Origin of the sequence: Ruegeria sp. ANG-R (assembly GCF_000813985.1) — a bacterium.
Lineage (GTDB): Bacteria > Pseudomonadota > Alphaproteobacteria > Rhodobacterales > Rhodobacteraceae > Ruegeria.
This window is the reverse complement of the sequence record NZ_JWLJ01000001.1, coordinates 622,824-640,084: the sequence shown is the minus strand read 5'-3', so window position 1 is coordinate 640,084 and position 17,261 is coordinate 622,824. Positions and strand designations below refer to the sequence as shown.

General features: G+C 58.5%; 18 protein-coding genes and 1 tRNA gene. 13 read left to right on the top strand and 6 right to left on the bottom strand.

Annotation, left to right across the window (positions count from 1 at the left end; translation table 11 throughout):
• The first annotated feature begins 20 nt into the window (after nucleotides 1-20).
• A complete protein-coding gene (locus RA27_RS03225; RefSeq protein WP_039536896.1) occupies nucleotides 21-983 on the top strand; it encodes an LLM class oxidoreductase in 963 nt (320 codons plus the stop codon).
• Nucleotides 980-1,744 (top strand): SDR family NAD(P)-dependent oxidoreductase, encoded by a 765-nt coding sequence (locus RA27_RS03220; protein WP_039534920.1) that lies wholly within the window; start codon nucleotides 980-982, stop codon nucleotides 1,742-1,744. Before RA27_RS03225 ends, RA27_RS03220 begins: the two co-directional genes overlap by 4 nt.
• A 551-nt stretch (nucleotides 1,745-2,295) precedes the next feature.
• On the opposite strand, the gene RA27_RS03210 is transcribed toward RA27_RS03220, so the two are convergent.
• Nucleotides 2,296-2,382: transfer RNA gene (locus RA27_RS03210), tRNA-Leu, on the bottom strand.
• Nucleotides 2,383-2,512: 130 nt separating this feature from the next.
• On the opposite strand from RA27_RS03210, the gene RA27_RS03205 reads away from it, so the two are divergent.
• Nucleotides 2,513-3,172 carry a DsbA family oxidoreductase gene (locus RA27_RS03205; RefSeq protein WP_039534916.1) on the top strand — a complete coding sequence of 220 codons (660 nt, stop codon included), beginning with the start codon at nucleotides 2,513-2,515 and terminating at the stop codon, nucleotides 3,170-3,172.
• 39 nt (nucleotides 3,173-3,211) lie between these two features.
• The gene (gene lipB, locus RA27_RS03200; RefSeq protein ID WP_039534914.1) at nucleotides 3,212-3,880 is read left to right on the top strand and encodes a lipoyl(octanoyl) transferase LipB; all 669 of its coding nucleotides are present in this window, start codon (nucleotides 3,212-3,214) and stop codon (nucleotides 3,878-3,880) included.
• A 316-nt stretch (nucleotides 3,881-4,196) separates the two neighbouring features.
• Here the strand turns inward: lipB and RA27_RS03195 are convergent, their stop codons facing one another.
• Nucleotides 4,197-5,138, bottom strand: a complete 942-nt coding sequence (locus RA27_RS03195; protein ID WP_039534912.1) for a cation diffusion facilitator family transporter — start codon at nucleotides 5,136-5,138, stop codon at nucleotides 4,197-4,199.
• A gap of 80 nt (nucleotides 5,139-5,218) precedes the next feature.
• Between RA27_RS03195 and RA27_RS03190 the strand changes: the two genes are divergently transcribed.
• A complete protein-coding gene (locus tag RA27_RS03190) occupies nucleotides 5,219-5,632 on the top strand; it encodes a helix-turn-helix domain-containing protein (protein WP_039534910.1) in 414 nt (137 codons plus the stop codon).
• Between the two features lie 2 nt (nucleotides 5,633-5,634).
• On the opposite strand, the gene RA27_RS03185 is transcribed toward RA27_RS03190, so the two are convergent.
• Nucleotides 5,635-6,054 carry an HIT family protein gene (locus tag RA27_RS03185; RefSeq protein WP_039534909.1) on the bottom strand — a complete coding sequence of 140 codons (420 nt, stop codon included), beginning with the start codon at nucleotides 6,052-6,054 and terminating at the stop codon, nucleotides 5,635-5,637.
• A gap of 279 nt (nucleotides 6,055-6,333) precedes the next feature.
• Here RA27_RS03185 and ctaD point away from each other — a divergent pair, with 279 nt between their 5' ends.
• The 3 genes from ctaD (at nucleotide 6,334) to RA27_RS03170 (ending at nucleotide 9,278) form a co-directional block, all read left to right on the top strand.
• Nucleotides 6,334-7,992, top strand: coding sequence for a cytochrome c oxidase subunit I (ctaD, locus tag RA27_RS03180; RefSeq protein WP_039534907.1), 1,659 nt, complete (start codon nucleotides 6,334-6,336; stop codon nucleotides 7,990-7,992).
• A 158-nt stretch (nucleotides 7,993-8,150) separates the two neighbouring features.
• On the top strand, nucleotides 8,151-8,750 hold the full coding sequence (locus RA27_RS03175; RefSeq protein WP_039534904.1) for a 2-hydroxychromene-2-carboxylate isomerase: 600 nt from the start codon (nucleotides 8,151-8,153) through the stop codon (nucleotides 8,748-8,750).
• A gap of 45 nt (nucleotides 8,751-8,795) precedes the next feature.
• A complete protein-coding gene (locus RA27_RS03170; protein WP_039534902.1) occupies nucleotides 8,796-9,278 on the top strand; it encodes a DUF2244 domain-containing protein in 483 nt (160 codons plus the stop codon).
• Nucleotides 9,279-9,281: 3 nt separating this feature from the next.
• Here RA27_RS03170 and RA27_RS03165 read toward each other — a convergent pair whose 3' ends face one another.
• Entirely contained in the window at nucleotides 9,282-9,764 is a 483-nt protein-coding gene (locus RA27_RS03165; RefSeq protein ID WP_039534901.1) for a GatB/YqeY domain-containing protein, read from the bottom strand.
• 183 nt (nucleotides 9,765-9,947) lie between these two features.
• Between RA27_RS03165 and carA the strand changes: the two genes are divergently transcribed.
• Nucleotides 9,948-11,114 carry a glutamine-hydrolyzing carbamoyl-phosphate synthase small subunit gene (carA, locus tag RA27_RS03160; protein WP_039534899.1) on the top strand — a complete coding sequence of 389 codons (1,167 nt, stop codon included), beginning with the start codon at nucleotides 9,948-9,950 and terminating at the stop codon, nucleotides 11,112-11,114.
• A gap of 175 nt (nucleotides 11,115-11,289) precedes the next feature.
• On the top strand, nucleotides 11,290-13,050 hold the full coding sequence (locus RA27_RS03155; protein ID WP_343294146.1) for a glycosyltransferase family 2 protein: 1,761 nt from the start codon (nucleotides 11,290-11,292) through the stop codon (nucleotides 13,048-13,050).
• A gap of 6 nt (nucleotides 13,051-13,056) precedes the next feature.
• Here the strand turns inward: RA27_RS03155 and RA27_RS03150 are convergent, their stop codons facing one another.
• Nucleotides 13,057-13,704 carry a GntR family transcriptional regulator gene (locus RA27_RS03150; RefSeq protein WP_039534896.1) on the bottom strand — a complete coding sequence of 216 codons (648 nt, stop codon included), beginning with the start codon at nucleotides 13,702-13,704 and terminating at the stop codon, nucleotides 13,057-13,059.
• Nucleotides 13,705-13,804: 100 nt separating this feature from the next.
• On the opposite strand from RA27_RS03150, the gene RA27_RS03145 reads away from it, so the two are divergent.
• From RA27_RS03145 to RA27_RS03135, 3 genes are all read left to right on the top strand, one after another.
• Nucleotides 13,805-14,449: a pyrimidine 5'-nucleotidase gene (locus tag RA27_RS03145; protein ID WP_039534895.1), complete on the top strand. Its 645-nt coding sequence runs from the start codon at nucleotides 13,805-13,807 to the stop codon at nucleotides 14,447-14,449.
• A gap of 85 nt (nucleotides 14,450-14,534) precedes the next feature.
• The gene (locus RA27_RS03140) at nucleotides 14,535-14,783 is read left to right on the top strand and encodes a hypothetical protein (protein ID WP_039534894.1); all 249 of its coding nucleotides are present in this window, start codon (nucleotides 14,535-14,537) and stop codon (nucleotides 14,781-14,783) included.
• Between the two features lie 77 nt (nucleotides 14,784-14,860).
• Nucleotides 14,861-16,057, top strand: coding sequence for a UbiH/UbiF family hydroxylase (locus RA27_RS03135; RefSeq protein ID WP_039534893.1), 1,197 nt, complete (start codon nucleotides 14,861-14,863; stop codon nucleotides 16,055-16,057).
• Between the two features lie 30 nt (nucleotides 16,058-16,087).
• Here the strand turns inward: RA27_RS03135 and RA27_RS03130 are convergent, their stop codons facing one another.
• Nucleotides 16,088-17,215 carry an aminotransferase class V-fold PLP-dependent enzyme gene (locus RA27_RS03130; RefSeq protein ID WP_039536893.1) on the bottom strand — a complete coding sequence of 376 codons (1,128 nt, stop codon included), beginning with the start codon at nucleotides 17,213-17,215 and terminating at the stop codon, nucleotides 16,088-16,090.
• Nucleotides 17,216-17,261 lie beyond the last annotated feature (46 nt).

Below are 17,261 nucleotides of genomic sequence, written 5' to 3'. Positions count from 1 at the left end.
CGCCGGACACAGCGGCACCTATGACGTTCCCCTCCTTAAACCGGGCCTACAATACCGTGTTCCGACCGGGCGAACTGACCATTGGCCTGGTCATCCCACTGGACGCCCATCACGGTAGCCCGGTGCCAGATATGACCCGTCACGTAGAACGGGTGCGGATGGCTGACGAGCTGGGGTTTGCCGCTTTGTGGCTACGTGACGTGCCGCTTAACGTGCCCAGTTTCGGAGATGCCGGGCAGATATTTGACCCGTTTGTCTATCTTGGTCTGTTGTCCGGTGTGACAAACGATATCGCACTGGGCGTCGCCAGCATCATCTTGCCCCTGCGCCATCCCGCCCATGTAGCCAAGGCAGCGGCCTCTGCTGACCAGCTATCAGGTGGTCGTCTGTTACTAGGTGTTGCATCAGGTGACCGCCCCGAAGAATATCCAGCGCTGGGCATGAGCTTTCCCGACAGAGGGGCTAGGTTCCGCGAAAGCCTGGACTACATCCGGGCCATGGCCGCCGAGTACCCGTCATATACCGGCGATCATGGAACCCTGAATGGTTCGATAGATATGCTGCCCAAACCTACAAGTGGGCGGGTACCAATCCTCATCACAGGCGGCTCACAGCAAAACCCGGACTGGGTCGCGACTCATGGTGATGGTTGGATGACGTACCCGCGGGATATCGCGTCACAGGCTCAAGTGGTGAAAGACTATCGTTCGCGTGGTGCAAATGCCGGTGCAGATACAAAGCCTGTCATGCAGTCCCTCTACGTCGATCTCGTCGCAGAAGTTGATGCTGAGCCGACACCAATCCATCTCGGGTTCCGCTCAGGTGTCGCGTTCCTCAAGACCTATCTCTGGTCTCTGCGTGACCACGGGATCAACCACGTCGCGCTGAACCTGCGGTTCAATCATGCCGATATCGAAGAGACAATGAAGTGCCTGGCCGATGAGGTGCTTCCCGAATTTCCAACAGAAAAGAGTATGCGATGACCAAAACCATTCTTATCACCGGATCCACTGACGGCATCGGCCTGCTGACGGCCAAGACCCTCGCAGACAAAGGTCATACCGTCATTCTGCATGGCCGGAGTGCTGACAAGCTGGCTTTGGCAGCACAACAGCTTGGGGGTGGTGTTGCTACCTATCAGGCGGACCTGTCGTCACTGGAAGAGACCGCCAAACTCGCTGAGGCGGTCACAACCAACCACGACCGCATTGATGTTCTGATTAACAATGCTGGTGTGTACAAGACACCTAATCCTATCCTGCCGGACGGTCAGGATGTGCGGTTCGTGGTGAACACACTGGCGCCTCATGTTTTGACTACAGCTCTATTGCCAATAATGCCCAGCGATGGTCGCATCATCAACCTGTCATCTGCTGCCCAGGCCCCGGTCGATCTGGCTGCACTGGCCGGAGACAAGCACCTGGACGACATGGGGGCCTATGCACAAAGCAAACGCGGCATCACTTTATGGTCTGCGCAGATGGCGGCGGCACATCCTGAAGGCCCGGCCTTCATCGCCGCCAATCCGGGCTCTCTGCTGGCGTCAAAAATGGTCAAGGAGGGCTTCGGGGTCGCTGGAAACGACCTGCAGATCGGGGCAGGCATCCTTTGCCGGCTGTCGCTGGATGCCGACTTTGCCGATGCATCTGGCCGGTATTGGGACAATGATGCAGGTGGCTTTGGTCATATCGACTTGGGTCAAGCCAAGAGCGTGATGGAAGCTATCGCGTCACTGGCACATTGAGTGTCTTGTTTGCGGGCCGAACTCGCCTAGTGCAGGGCAGCTCAAAGGTGGGCAAAAAGATGGGCGCAACGAAAAACCGTCATCACTTTGTTTTTAAATTACTTTTTTAAATCTTATGATGCGGTCGAGAAGACTCGAACTTCCACGGGTGTTACCCCACTGCGACCTCAAGTAAACCGCGTGTAAACATTCCGTCTAACGCACTGTAAACTTGGTGTCTTTGACCGCGTGACCTTCTTTGGTTCTTCGCACAGTAGGTACTGCGAGTACGACTGTTACTGTAGGTTCAGGCGTTGAGCCCTCACCAATCGAAGCCAGAATCTCTGGCAAGACCTCTTTTCGCCTGACCAAAGCCTTAGCTAAGTCCTGCGTTCCGAGACCCCGCACGATCTCTTTCTTACCGATGATAGCTTGGTATTCGTTGGGTACTGCGACTCTTACCGCGTATCCCTTGCCTCTCTTAAAGAGGCCCTTTGGCACCCGTACATCCATCTCAAAAGGCTCCATTTACCGTTACATTCGGCGAAGAAACCTGTTGAAAATCAATCACTTGGTGCGGTCGAGAAGACTCGAACTTCCACGGGTGTTACCCCACAGCGACCTCAACGCTGCGCGTCTACCAATTCCGCCACGACCGCACTGCCAGTGACTTGGTAGAGGGGCGTATAGACGCTGAACTGCGCGATGTGAAGAGGCAAAAACACGTCGGTTTGATTTTGAGTCGCGCGCCCATATTTACAAAACGATGCAACGTTTCAGGAAAAACATATGACAACCTCCGATCCTCGTCCGGTTCTGCAGATCGATATCGTCTCAGATGTTGTGTGCCCTTGGTGTATTGTTGGTTTCCTCCAACTCGATGACGCGTTGAAACGCGAGAACATTCTCGCACGCCTGAGATGGCACCCGTTCGAACTGAACCCCGCCATGAGACCCGAAGGGCAGAACCTTCGTGAACATATCGTTGAGAAATACGGCTCGACGCCGGAGCAAAGCGAACAGGCGCGGGAAAGACTGATAGCCCTGGGGGCCGAGCTTGGGTTTACCTTCAATTTCGACGATGACAGTCGAATCGTGAACACTTTTACCGCGCATCAACTGCTGGATTGGGCGGAAACACAGGGGCGCCAACATCCACTCAAGCTCGCGCTGTTTGATGCATATTTTACGCAGCAGCGTGATGTCTCGAATATCGAGGTGCTGATGGCCTCTGTCGAAGCAGCGGGTTTGGACACCGTCAAAGCGCATGAGGCGCTTGAGTCGGGTGCACATACCGACAAAGTGCGTGAGAAACAGAACTTCTGGACCAGCCGCGGAATTTCGGGCGTACCCTCGATGGTATTCGGAGGCAAATACCTGCTGACCGGTGCTCAGGGGACGGAAACCTACACTCAGGTGCTGCGGCGCTGTCTGGCCGAGGCAGCATGACCCCTTTCCCCTATCGGACAGACGGTCTAAGGGAATGACATGGAATGGAAGACAACCGACGGGCTGACGGATTACGAAGAGGCCACCGCGTTTATGGAGGCGCGCGTTGCTGCGATTGCGGCAGGACAGGCGGATGAATGCATCTGGCTGCTTGAACACCCTCCCCTGTACACCGCCGGCACATCGGCAAAACGCGAGGATTTGACCGATCCCGACCGCTTTCCGGTGCATGAAAGCAAACGCGGTGGTCAGTATACCTATCATGGGCCGGGGCAGCGGGTGGTCTATGTCATGCTGGACGTGGGCAAGCGCGGGCATGACGTGCGCCGTTTCGTTCAGCAGCTAGAGGCGTGGGTGATCGCAGCACTCGCCGAATTCAACATCACCGGCGAGATTCGCGAGGGCCGCGTCGGCGTCTGGGTGCAGCGCAATGACAAGCCTTTGACGGCTACCGGGCAAATCGCCGAGGACAAGATTGCGGCCATTGGAATTCGGCTGCGAAAATGGGTCAGCTTCCATGGCATCTCGATCAATGTCGAACCTGATCTGTCTCATTTCACCGGCATTGTGCCCTGCGGAATTCAGGATCACGGGGTGACGTCTCTGGTCGATCTCGGCCTGCCGGTGACAATGGCTGATGTGGATGTTGCGTTGAAAAAAACTTTTGATGACGTCTTTGCCGGCCAGCTCACAAACCCGCTTGTTTAGGGCGATCCTCCGAATCGGTTAGCGCCTCAAGCGACACAACAATCCTCGAATCTGATGCGTTCTGTTTCGCGAACAGCCCCCGCGTTTCCGAAAAACCGCGCAAATTCTCGGCAAATTCAGGGAATCTTCACCTCCACCCGATACAAACGCCCTGCAACCACGTAGTATGTAATTACCGTTCAAGAGTGAGTGGTATGTTAACCGGTGATCGCAGGGCTGCCCCGCGAAATCCGAGAAAGTGTTTGGTTACGAGTCTGCCGTTCCGACCCCATATCGGAACGGCAATTCACGTCTAAGGCACCCTTATAAGACCTCCCTAGTCCTGCTGATGCCCAAAACGGGCGGCTTCGGCGCAAACACGCCCGCTGCCTTCGACTTCCAGCGTGACGTGACCAAGACCAAACCGCCCCTGCAGCGCCTGCTTGACCGAAACGCGGATATCTTCGGCCTGGTTCCACGCATCTGCCGAAATGACCAGATGCGCCGTAAGCGCGGGCTCACGCTCCTGCATACTCCACAAATGTATGTGGTGCACCTCGACGACGCCCGTGACACCCTCGATGGCCGAGGCAACCTCTTCCGGGTCCAACTCCGGCGGCGCGCCCAGCATCAACACGCGAATGGTTTCTCCAATCTCGGATTTGACATGCCAGAGGATGTAAAACGAGATCATAATGGTGACTGCCGGGTCTACCCAGGTCCAGTTGAACAAGATGACCGCCGTCCCTGCGACAATCACCGCGACCGAACCCATCGCATCGGCCACGTTGTGCAGAAACGCAGCCCGGATATTCATGCTGTCCTTGGCCATGGAATAGGTCAGCGCGGCGGTAATCAGATCGACCACAAGCGCGATCGCGGCAATCCAGACAACGATCCAGCCATTGACGGGCTCCGGCTCGAAGAACCGCATTATGCCTTCATACATCAGATAAACCGACAGCAGGACCAACGTGGTGTAGTTGATCAGCGCTGCGACGACTTCGGCCCGGCCATAACCGAAACTCATGCGTGGATCAGCGGGCCGTCGAGCGATCTTGCGGGCAAAGAAAGCAATAACAAGCGCAACCGCATCAGAAAGGTTGTGCAGCGCGTCCGCAATCAGGGCGAGCGACCCAGAAAAGATGCCGCCCACAATCTGCGCCAGTGTCAGGAACATGTTAACCGCGATGGCCCATGCTACGCGGACATCTCCGGCCTCAGGGTCAATATGTCCGTGGTGGTGGTCGTGCCCTGAATGTGAATGCTGATGTGCCATGTAAAATGCATCCCTTGGTTTGGTTCAGCATGTTATGTAATTCCTCTAGTCACTAGAGGTTCAAGAGGAAGCTGCGGAAAATGTACTCGATCGGAGAACTCTCCCGCCAAACCGGGGTTAAAATACCCACCATCCGGTTCTACGAGGACAAAGGGTTGCTGCCTGAACCCGAACGTACCGCCGGAAACCAGCGCCGCTATGACGATGCTTCATTGCGATGCCTGCGGTTCATTCGCCATACGCGCGATCTGGGTTTGCCCCTCGCAGATATCGAAGCGCTGCTCACTCTGGAAGGTGCGCACGGGGACGATCTGAACAGGGCCCACGACATTGCAGAACGGCAGTTATCGGATCTGAGAGATCGGATCGCGCGGCTCCGGAGGTTGGAAAAGGAACTGGTTCGCATCACCAGAGCCTGCGACGGGCAGCACGATCACGTTTGCGCCGTGCTGCACGCATTTGGGGATCATGGCATTTGCGAGAGTTCACATTAGCGTCACGCCAGAGCAGCCCGGATTTTCTCTCCATGCTCAGCAATCAGATCGAAATCTCCCATCTTGCCCGGCGGCCGCATCGAAGCGCCCTCGTGGCGCGGCAGGACGTGGACATGCAGGTGGAATACTTCCTGCCCGCCTGCGGCTTCGTTGAACTGCTGAACCGTTACCCCATCCGCGTCAAAGGCGACCTTCACGGCCCGCGCCATTTTCTGCACTGTCGCCATCACCGCCGCCAGCTGTTCCGGCGACGCGTCCAGCATGTTGCGGCACGGCGTCTTCGGGATGACCAACAGATGCCCATCCGACCGAGGCATGATATCCATCAGGGCGACGGTATCTTCATCTTCGTAGACGCGGTTCGACGGAATCTCTCCGCGCAGAATCTTGGCGAAGATGTTTTCGGGATCATAGGCGGTCATCTCGGGCCTCCGGGTTTGGAACGTCCCTTCTGTTCTGATCCGGCCCCCAGGGCGGGTCAAGCGGGTTTCCCCCGTCCCCCTTGAAATCACGGGTGCAGTCCCCAGATACGCCGCATCCAAGGTCAAATTCCCGCGCGCAGCCCCCTGCCCGCGACAATTATTCTTGATCCAGATCAAACTCGGCCATTGAAGGTCGCCCCCTCGCATTCTAAAACCAGCAGGAATCCCGCGCGTTGGAGAGGTCCGGCTGCGCGGTGCAGTTGCAACAGGAGGCACCTAATGGCAGACGCAGCCATTCATGGTCACGATCATGAAGACCAGCGCGGGTTCTTTACCCGCTGGTTCATGTCGACCAACCACAAGGATATCGGGATTCTCTACCTGATCTTCTCGGCACTGGCCGGGTTTATTTCGGTACTGATGACCATCTATATGCGGCTCGAGCTGATGCACCCCGGTGTTCAGTACATGTGCCTCGAAGGCTTCATGGCCGACCCGTGTACACCGAATGGACACCTGTGGAACGTGATGATCACCTATCACGGTGTTCTGATGATGTTCTTCGTGGTCATTCCTGCCCTGTTCGGTGGATTTGGCAACTATTTCATGCCGTTACAGATCGGCGCGCCGGATATGGCGTTCCCGCGGATGAACAACCTGTCCTTCTGGCTGTACGTCGCAGGCACGTCTCTGGGTGTGGCCTCGCTGCTCAGCCCCGGTGGTAACGACCAGCTCGGCTCGGGCGTTGGTTGGGTGCTCTATCCGCCGCTGTCCACGACCGAGGGCGGCATGTCCATGGACCTCGCAATCTTTGCCGTGCACGTATCGGGCGCCTCCTCGATCCTCGGCGCGATCAACATGATCACCACCTTCCTGAACATGCGTGCCCCGGGCATGACCCTGTTCAAGGTGCCGCTGTTCAGCTGGTCGATCTTCGTCACCTCGTGGCTGATTCTGCTGTCGCTGCCTGTTCTGGCGGGCGCAATCACCATGTTGCTGATGGATCGCAACTTTGGCTTCACCTTCTTTGATCCGGCCGGTGGCGGCGATCCGATCCTGTATCAGCACATCCTGTGGTTCTTCGGCCACCCGGAAGTGTACATCGTGATCCTGCCCGGCTTTGGCATCATCAGCCACGTGATTGCGACCTTCGCACGCAAACCGATCTTCGGTTACCTGCCGATGGTTTGGGCGATCATCGCGATTGGCGTTCTGGGCTTCGTCGTTTGGGCGCACCACATGTACACCGTTGGCATGTCACTGCGTCAGCAGGCCTACTTCATGCTGGCCACCATGGTCATCGCGGTTCCGACGGGCGTTAAGGTCTTCTCGTGGATCGCAACCATGTGGGGCGGTTCCATCGAGTTCAAGACGCCGATGCTGTTTGCCTTCGGCTTCCTGTTCCTGTTCACCGTTGGTGGTGTGACCGGCGTTGTGTTGAGCCAGGCGGGTATCGACCGCGCCTATCACGACACATACTACGTGGTGGCGCACTTCCACTATGTGATGAGCTTGGGTGCCGTCTTTGCAATCTTTGCCGGTGTCTACTTCTACTTTGGCAAGATGACCGGTCGTCAGTACTCGGAATTCTGGGGCAAGGTTCACTTCTGGCTGTTCTTCATCGGCGCCAACCTGACCTTCTTCCCGCAGCACTTCCTGGGCCGTCAGGGTATGCCACGTCGCTACATCGACTACCCCGAGGCATTTGCGCAGTGGAACTTTGTCTCGTCGATCGGTGCGTTCATTTCCTTCGCCTCGTTCCTGCTGTTCTTCGGAATCGTGATCTACGCCCTGCTGCGTGGCGCGCGTATCACCCAGAACAACTACTGGAACGAATACGCGGACACGCTGGAATGGACCCTGCCCTCGCCGCCGCCCGAACACACGTTCGAGCAACTGCCTAAGCAGGAGGACTGGGATAAGGGCCACGCCCACTGATCCTGCAAGTAAATCAAAGAAAACCCCGCCTCTGACGGCGGGGTTTTTTCTTTGTCGAGACGCTCCTTTGGTAAAGCAAAACACTGACTAAGTCGCCAGAACGACAAAAATAGGCTATTCTGCTTCGAGCAACTCATCCGGCAAACCGGAGGTTCCAGATGCCCGAAATCGATTTTTGGTTCTCTATTGGCAGCACATACAGCTTTCTGACGATCATGCGTCTGGAAGAGTGGTGCGATAAAAACGATGCGACGGTGACATGGCGCCCGTTCAATGTGCGCACGGTGATGTCAGAACAGCAGAACATCCCCTTTGCGGGCAAACCGGTAAAGTCGGCCTATATGTGGCGTGACATCGAACGGCGCGCCGCCAAGTACCATATCCACGCCAAACTGCCGGCACCCTATCCAATCTCGGATCTTGCGCTCGCCAATCAGGTGGCGCTGCTGGGGATGCAGGATGGCTGGGGTAAGTCATTCACGGAAAACCTCTACCGGATCTGGTTCGAAGACGGCATCGAGGCCGGTAGCGAGAACGCCGTGTCCGAAGCCTTGCACCGATGCCAGCAGGACCCGCGCCTGACCCTGTCCCGCGCCCGTAGCCCGGACATCACCGCAGCGCTTGAGGCCGAGACCGACGTCGCAATCCAGCTGGGCGTTTTCGGCGCACCAAGCTTTGTTGTCCGGGGTGAGGTATTTTGGGGGGATGACAGGTTGGATGATGCCCTGTCCTGGGTCCGTGTGGGCCATGTGGTCTGAGATTTAGCGCTTCGATTTCAGCAGCCGCTGCGCTAGTTTTCAGCTATGCCCTATCGTTGGAAGCAAACCTCGGAGTCCGAACAGGAGTTGCGCCTTTGGCCGCATAATTCGCTGCCGCCTCGCGGCGCGATGGGCGTTATTCTGGCCTTGTTCCTGTTTGGCCTCATGCCCCTGATCGCAGTCCTTGGGTCCGCTTTGCTGTGGGCTTTGTTGCCGTTCCTGCTGATCACCGTCCTGGGCCTGTGGCTGGCGTTCGAAATGAACTATCGCGCCCGCAGCGTTTCCGAAGTGCTGACCCTGAACAAAACACAGGCCCGCCTCGTGCATCACGATCCGCGCAACGGTGATCGGGAATGGTCCTGCAATCGATATTGGGCCCGCCCCGAAATGCGCACGCGCGGCGGCCCGGTGCCGCATTACGTCACCCTGATCGGCGACGGGCGAGAAGTCGAGATCGGATCGTTTCTCTCTGAGGAAGAGCGGATCACTCTTTTTGACGATCTGACCCGCAAACTGCGCGAGTCCTGATAATCAGCCGCCGTTCGAAGCCCCGCAGAGGTGGTCTTTTACCATCGGGCCAACCTTGCCGAAATCCATCTGGCCGGTATAGCGGGTCTTCAGTTCACCCATCACCTTGCCCATATCGCGGATCGACCCCGCGCCCGTGGCAGTAATGGCGGTCTGAATGGCCTTGCTGACCTCATCGTCATCCAGCTGCTTGGGCAGGAATTCCTCAATCACCGCGACCTCGCGCAGTTCGCGCTCGGCCAGATCCAGCCGTCCGCCCTCTTCATAGGCACGCGCGCTTTCCTTACGCTGTTTGGTCATTTTTCCAAGAATTTCAAGAACCTCAGCATCGCCGCACCCTTTGGCCTCTTCGTTGCCAGAGCCGCGCGTCGCGATATCCCGGTCTTTGATCGCTGCATTGATCAGGCGCAATGTCGACAGGCGCTCGGCCTCTTTGTCTTTCATTGCTTGCTTCAGGGCAGAGTTCACCCGTGATCGCATATCCATATGGTCTGTCCATCCCCATGGCAAAGGAACCCTGACCATATCGAAACAAAAAGGCAGGCACAACAGGCAGTGAATACAGCTAACGCATTGATTTATAACAATAGCCCAAAATTTGAACAGGCTTGACCACAGCGTTCAACCCCCTTAGGTATGCGCCGGTTTACCTTGCAGGAGAGTCGCGCCATGGCCCCGAACGCCCCGTCCAAGCCCACCGCATGTCTGGCATTGGCCGATGGAACGCTGTTCTACGGCAACGGCTTTGGCGCAACCGGTCAGACGGTTGCGGAACTCTGCTTCAACACCGCCATGACCGGCTATCAGGAGATCATGACCGACCCCTCTTATGCGGGCCAGATTGTGACCTTCACCTTCCCGCATGTGGGCAATGTCGGCGTGAACCCGGAAGATGATGAAACCAGTGATCCGGTGGCGGCTGGCATGGTCGTCAAATGGGACCCGACCGAGCCCTCGAACTGGCGGTCCGCCGAAGAGTTGAAAATCTGGCTGGCGCGGCGCGGGCGTATTGCGATCGGTGGTATCGATACCCGCCGTCTGACCCGCGCAATCCGCCAGCAGGGCGCACCGCATGTTGCGCTCGCCCACGATCCCGAGGGCAACTTTGACATTGAAGCCCTGATTGCCGCCGCGCGCGGTTTTGCAGGGCTTGAAGGTATGGACCTCGCCAAGGACGTGACCTGCGCCCAAAGCTATCGCTGGGACGAAATGCGCTGGGCCTGGCCTGACGGTTACCAGCGGCAGGAAGCCCCGGTGCACAAGGTCGTCGCGCTGGACTTCGGCGCCAAGCGTAACATTCTCCGCTGTCTCGCCTCGGCCGGCTGCGATGTGACCGTACTGCCCGCAACAGCAACCGCTGCTGAGGTGCTGGCACATGAACCGGATGGCGTGTTCCTGTCGAACGGACCCGGTGATCCGGCGGCAACCGGTGAATACGCGGTGCCAATGATCAAAGAAGTGCTTGAAACCACCGATCTGCCCGTCTTTGGCATTTGCCTTGGGCACCAGATGCTGGCGCTGGCACTTGGCGGGAAAACGGTCAAGATGAACCACGGTCACCACGGCGCCAACCACCCGGTCAAGGATCTGGACACTGGTAAGGTCGAGATCACTTCGATGAACCACGGCTTCGCGGTCGACGCGCAATCACTGCCCGAAGGCGTGATCGAAACGCACCGGTCGCTATTTGACGGATCAAATTGCGGCATCCGCATGACAGATCGGCCGGTCTATTCTGTGCAATACCACCCCGAAGCCTCGCCCGGCCCGCAAGACAGTTTCTACCTGTTCGAACGCTTTGCGACCGCTATGGCTGAGCAAAAAGCACAGGCCTAAGTGCGATTTGACTGAGTTAACCGCGCGTTAACCCTGTTTGAGCAACCCTGCCGTTTGTGACTTGCGGCAGGGTTTTTTCATGGTTGAATTGAATCTCCAGCGTCAGATACCGGCGAAACCGGTGCCTGGGCCCCACTCTCGCAAACCTCTAGGTGCCTGCCTGCGGGATCGGGGGGTGATCTCCGAACCACAATTGCAACGCGCCCTGCGAATGCAGGCGCGCCAGAATGCTCCTCTGGGTGAAATACTGATCGGTGAAGGTTGGGCCAGCCGAGGCGACGTTCTATCGGCACTATCCGATCAGACGGGCCTGCAAATTGCCGATCTGGAGCAAACCCCGCCAACTGCCGAGCTCTGCGCCCTCAAACCGGTGGAGTTCTGGCTGAAACATAACGTTCTGCCGTGGATGCGGGTTGGGCCGATCCTGCTGATCGCAACGGCGAGACCGGACAGGTTTGATACGGTCTCGGACGCGCTGAGCGACACAGGCTATACCATCCTGCCGGTTCTGGCCGGAACCGAACAGATTGATGCCGCCATTGCCAGCCACTTTGCCGCTGAACTGGCGCAGGCAGCCGAAACGCGGGTCGAGGCACAGCAGAGCTGCCGCAACTGGACGGCAATCGCGCGGGTCAGGCCCATCGCAGCGGCCCTGCTGCTGATGACCCTGTTCGCGAGCTTTCCGATGCAGGGACTGACCGTCTTGCTGTGGACAACACTTGCAACGCTTGCACTGTTCCTGCTTCTCCGCCTCTCGGGCCTTGTTGCTTATCTGGCCCCGCGCAAGTCCCGCTCTGTTGCGGCAGAACCAATCCGCCTGCCCTGCGTGTCTGTTCTGGTGCCGCTTTATAAAGAAAAAGAGATCGCCGAAGTTCTGATCGCGCGTCTGCAGCGGCTGACCTACCCAAAGGCACTCCTGGATGTCATTCTGGTGCTAGAGGAACAGGATGATGTTACCAAAGCGGCTTTGCGTGACGTCGAACTTCCCAGTTGGATACGCGCGCTTGAGGTGCCGAAACTCGGCAAGTTGACCACCAAGCCCCGCGCCATGAACTATGCGCTGGATTTCTGCCGGGGCGAGATTCTGGGTGTCTGGGATGCCGAAGACGCCCCCCTGCCCGACCAGATCGAAACCGTAGCCCGTCACTTTGCGGCCGCCCCCGAGGATGTCGTTTGTCTGCAAGGCGTTCTGGACTACTACAACCCGCGAACCAACTGGCGCTCACGCTGTTTCACCATCGAATACAGTGGCTGGTTCCGGGTCATCCTCAAGGGTATCGCCCGGCTGGGCCTCGTGGTGCCGTTGGGTGGCACAACGTTTTTCTTCCGCCGCGATAAACTGGTCGAGCTGGGCGGATGGGATGCCCATAACGTCACCGAGGACGCCGATCTGGGCGTGCGCCTTTGCCGGGCCGGGTACCGGACCGAAATCGTGAACACCGCCACCTATGAAGAAGCCAATTTTCGTGCGTGGCCCTGGGTCAAGCAACGCTCGCGCTGGCTGAAGGGGTTCATGGTCACTTATCTGGTGCATATGCGCGCCCCGCTGCGGCTGCTGCATGATCTTGGGCCGCTCCGATTTCTCGGACTTCAGGCTTTTTTTCTCGGGACGCTCGGGCAGTTCCTTTTCGCCCCGGTGCTATGGGTCTTCTGGCTGATCTTTCTGGACCTGCCACACCCGTTTCAACACATTATGACGCCAGAGTTTCTTAGGGGTTGTGTCTATCTGTTTCTCACCGCAGAAGTCGCCAATCTTCTGGTCGGCCTGCTTGGGGTCATAGCGGGCAACAGACGGTTCCTGATGCCGTGGGTGCCGACGATGTTACTTTATTATCCACTGGGCGTTCTCGCAGCCTATAAAGGGCTGTGGGAACTGGCGGTAAAGCCCTTCTTCTGGGACAAAACCCAGCACGGCCATGCGGCCGAGGAGGTTTAAGCCCGGTTATTTCTCGCGCCGTATCGCATCCTGCTTCAATCGGGTCATGAACGCGACCGAGATATGGTCCTGCAAGGCCCGCGCCGCGCCCTCCTCGTCGCGCGCGGCGATGGCTTCGACAATGCCCTTGTGTTCACCCTGCGCAATCTCACCCCGGCCCTCGGCCGCAAGAGATGTGGTCGCCATCAACGCCATGGTTCGATGCACCAGATCCAGTTGCTGCACCAGATAACGGTTGTGCGAGGCCAGATGAATCTGCTCGTGAAACCGCCGGTTGGCGCGTGACAAAGCCGGAGGATCACCCACCAGCGCGTCATCGGCGGCAACCATTTCCTGCAGCACACGGACTTCCTCTTCCGTCGCGTGCCTGGCCGCCAGCCGCGCCGCCAGCCCCTCCAGTTCGCGCCGCACAACATAAAGCTCTGCCATCTGGTTATGGTCCAGCGACGCCACAATCAACGACCGCCCGTCGCGTTCCAGCAGAGATTGAGTTTCAAGCCGCTGCAACGCCTCGCGGATCGGGGTGCGCGAGACTCCAAACCGCTCGGCCAGTTCGCTTTCCACCAGCCGGTCGCCGGGCTTGTAAACGCCGACGTCGATCGCTTCGAGTATCAGGCTATAGGCATCCGTATTGGATTGTTTGGATTGGGGCATCGGCTGTCAGGTCTCCTCGTTCGGACATGTCTAGCCGTCTCACGCCCCCGCGATCAAGAGCGGCATTGAAAACACGGAACTATCGCCCTAAACCCAAGGCATGGTGAAACCTGCCTTCTCGCACGTCACCCAATGGGTGTTCGACCTCGACAACACGCTCTACCCGCCGCAGATGCGCCTATTCGATCAGATCGAGGTGCTGATGACAGATTACGTGGTGCAAGCCATTGGCGTGGATCGGACCGAGGCGGACCGGCTGCGCTCGCATTACTGGCGGGAATACGGCACCACGCTTGCGGGCCTGATGGCCGAACACGATCTGGACCCCGATCCGTATCTGCACGCAGTGCATCAGGTTGACATGAGCCATATGGAACCGGATGCAGAGCTTGCCGACTATATCCGGGCCCTGCCCGGCCGGCGCATCGTCTATACCAATGGCAGCGCGCCTTATGCCGAGCGGGTTCTGGCCGCGCGCGGGCTCTCCGGTCTGTTCGATGCGATTTATGGCGTTGAACATGCGGGCTATCGCCCCAAGCCCGAAAAAGCCGCGTTCGAGGCGATCTTCGCCCAAGACGGTATCCGGACACGACAGGCCGCCATGTTCGAGGATGATCCCCGCAATCTGGCCGCCCCGCATGAGATGGGAATGCGCACCGTTCACGTTGCGCCGGACCCGCACGAGGCCGATCACATTCACCACCACACCGACGATCTGACCGCCTTTCTTTCGCGCCTGGTCTGAATGTCGCACTGCGACGATCTGCATCTGCCAGCGCTGCAACGACTCACCTATATGCGCCGCAGTGACGAACGGAACGGAGACCCCCATGAGCGCGATCGAGATGCCCCGCCGCCTGCCCATCTGGCAGCGCCTGTTGTTTGCAGTACCCTTGTTTGGCTGGATGGCCCGAGACGCGGCCAATGGTACGGCCGACGACTGGTATTATACCGCAGCCGCCATTGCCAGCATGTGGGGCTGTTCAGTAATGCTGTTCGGCCTTCCGGGGCTCTATATTCCCGCTGTCATGATGGTCCCGGTGATGTTCCTGATCCTCATCCTGATCTCTCGCGGTTAAGAAACGAGACAGGATGTCACTTGGCGCTTGCCATGCATCGGCACTAGGTTCTGCGCAAGATTGGAAAGGCGCGTACCATGGCTGACAAGTGTGACATCCTGATTTCCGGCGGCGGCATCGCCGGACTGACCGCCGCCGCAGCCTTCGGAGCCGCCGGGTTCGACGTGATCTGCGTAGACCCCACCCCACCGATAACCGAACGGGATGCGGCCGGATCAGACCTTCGCACCACGGCGTTTCTGCAGCCAGCGCACAGCTTGCTGGAACAATGCGGTCTGTGGCACCGGCTGGATGCCCATGCCGCCCCCCTGCAGGTCATGCGCATCGTGGATGCGGGCGGCGATGTGCCCGAGCCGCGTGTGGTGCGCGATTTCAACGCCGCCGATATTTCGGACCGCCCCTTTGGCTGGAACCTGCCCAACTGGCTGCTACGGCGTGAAATGGTGGCTCGGCTGGCCGAATTGCCCAATGTCGATTTTCGCCCCGGCACCGGCACCGTCAGCCTTTTCACCCGAACGGCCGAGGCGCGCGTCGGCCTGAGCGATGGCAGCCGCGTCCACTGTAAACTGGTGGTTGCCGCCGACGGGCGTAGCTCTCCGATGCGCGAGGCTGCCAGGATCAACATCCATACCACACGCTATGGCCAGAAAGCGTTGGCTTTTGCGGTCACGCATCCGATTCCGCATGACAATGTATCGACCGAAATCCACCGTTCGGGCGGGCCTTTCACTCTGGTTCCCCTGCCGGATTGGCAGGGTCAGCCCTCTTCAGCCATCGTCTGGATGGAGCGTGGCCCGCGTGCGGTTGAGTTGCTCACCCTTGAGGATGAAGCTTTCGAGGCCGCAATGACCGAACGTTCGTGCGGGTTGTTTGGACCGTTGAAACTGGCCTCGCGCCGGACGATCTGGCCGATCATCAGCCAATCGGCGGAACGCCTTTCGGGCGAGCGCATCGCGCTGATGGCCGAGGCCGCGCATGTCGTGCCGCCAATCGGGGCGCAAGGGCTAAACATGTCGCTGGGCGACCTGCGCACCCTGTTGGAACTGGCACAAGCGCGTCCTGACGGGCTGGGCGATGCACAGATGCTCGACGCTTATCACAGGGCCCGTCATACCGAAATCGAACTACGCGTCAAAGGCATCGACCTGCTGAACCGCGCCTCGATGATCGAGGCGCGACCCTTGCGCGATGCCCGCGCGATGGGGCTGAACGCGCTCTATTCTCTGCCGCCGGTGCGCAAGACGCTGATGCAGATGGGCCTCGGCGTTCGATAAACGCAGGGCGGGCTTCGTCCCGCCACCCGGTCAAAGCACCTGATCCAGAACCCGCTTCAAACGCGCGATGGTGCCATCAACATCATACAGCTTATCGAGGCCGAACAGGCCCAGGCGGAAGGTGCTGAACCCTTCGGGCTCATCACATTGCAAGGGCACACCCGCTGCAATCTGCATTCCAAGCGCCGCGAACTTCTTACCGTTCTGAATCTCGGGGTCTGCTGTGTAGCTGACCACGACGCCCGGCGCGCCGAAACCATCTGCCGCAACGGACATGACGCCCTTATCCTTCAAGTATGCCCGCACACCATCGCCCAAAGCCCACTGTGCCGCGCGCAGCTTTTCGAAACCATAATCCCGGGTTTCGGCCATCGTATCGCGGAAAGCACGCAGGGAATCCGTAGGCATGGTGGCGTGGTAGGCATGGCCCCCATTCTCATAGGCCTGCATGATCTGACGCCACTTCTTGAGATCGATGGCGAAACTGTCCGATGTGGTCTCGGCCAGCCGCGCCTCGGCCCGTTCGGACAGCATCACAAGACCAGCGCAGGGTGTCGCGCTCCAGCCCTTTTGCGGGGCCGAAATCAGCACGTCGACGCCGGTCGCCTTCATATCGACCCACGCACAGCCTGAGGCGATACAATCCAGCACCATCAACGCACCCACCTCATGCGCCGCGGCGGCCATCGCCGTCACGTACTCCTCCGGCAGAATCACTCCGGCCGCAGTCTCAACATGCGGTGCAAAGACAATATCCGGGCGGTTCTCTTTGATTGTCGCCACAACCTCATCAATTGGTGCAGGCGCGAACGGCGAGGGGCTGGCATTTCCTGTCTCACGCGCTTTGAGTACCGTGGTCGAGGATGTCAGAGCACCAGATTCGATAATCTGGCTCCACCGGTAAGAAAACCAGCCGTTGCGCACCACCAGAACATCGGCACCGCGCGCAAATTGCCGGGCTACGGCCTCCATCCCATAGGTGCCGCCACCGGGAATAACCGCAACGCCATCAGCGTTGTATACCTCACGCAGCATCCCTGAAATGTCTCGCATTACCTGTTGAAAGCTCGCAGACATGTGATTCAGCGACCGGTCTGTGAAGACAACCGAGAATTCTTCCAGACCGTCTGGATCGATGGTTTCTAGCAATGCGGGCATCTTTGATCCTTTCCTGTGACTCCACCGTTTCTGCACCTTCGTCAGG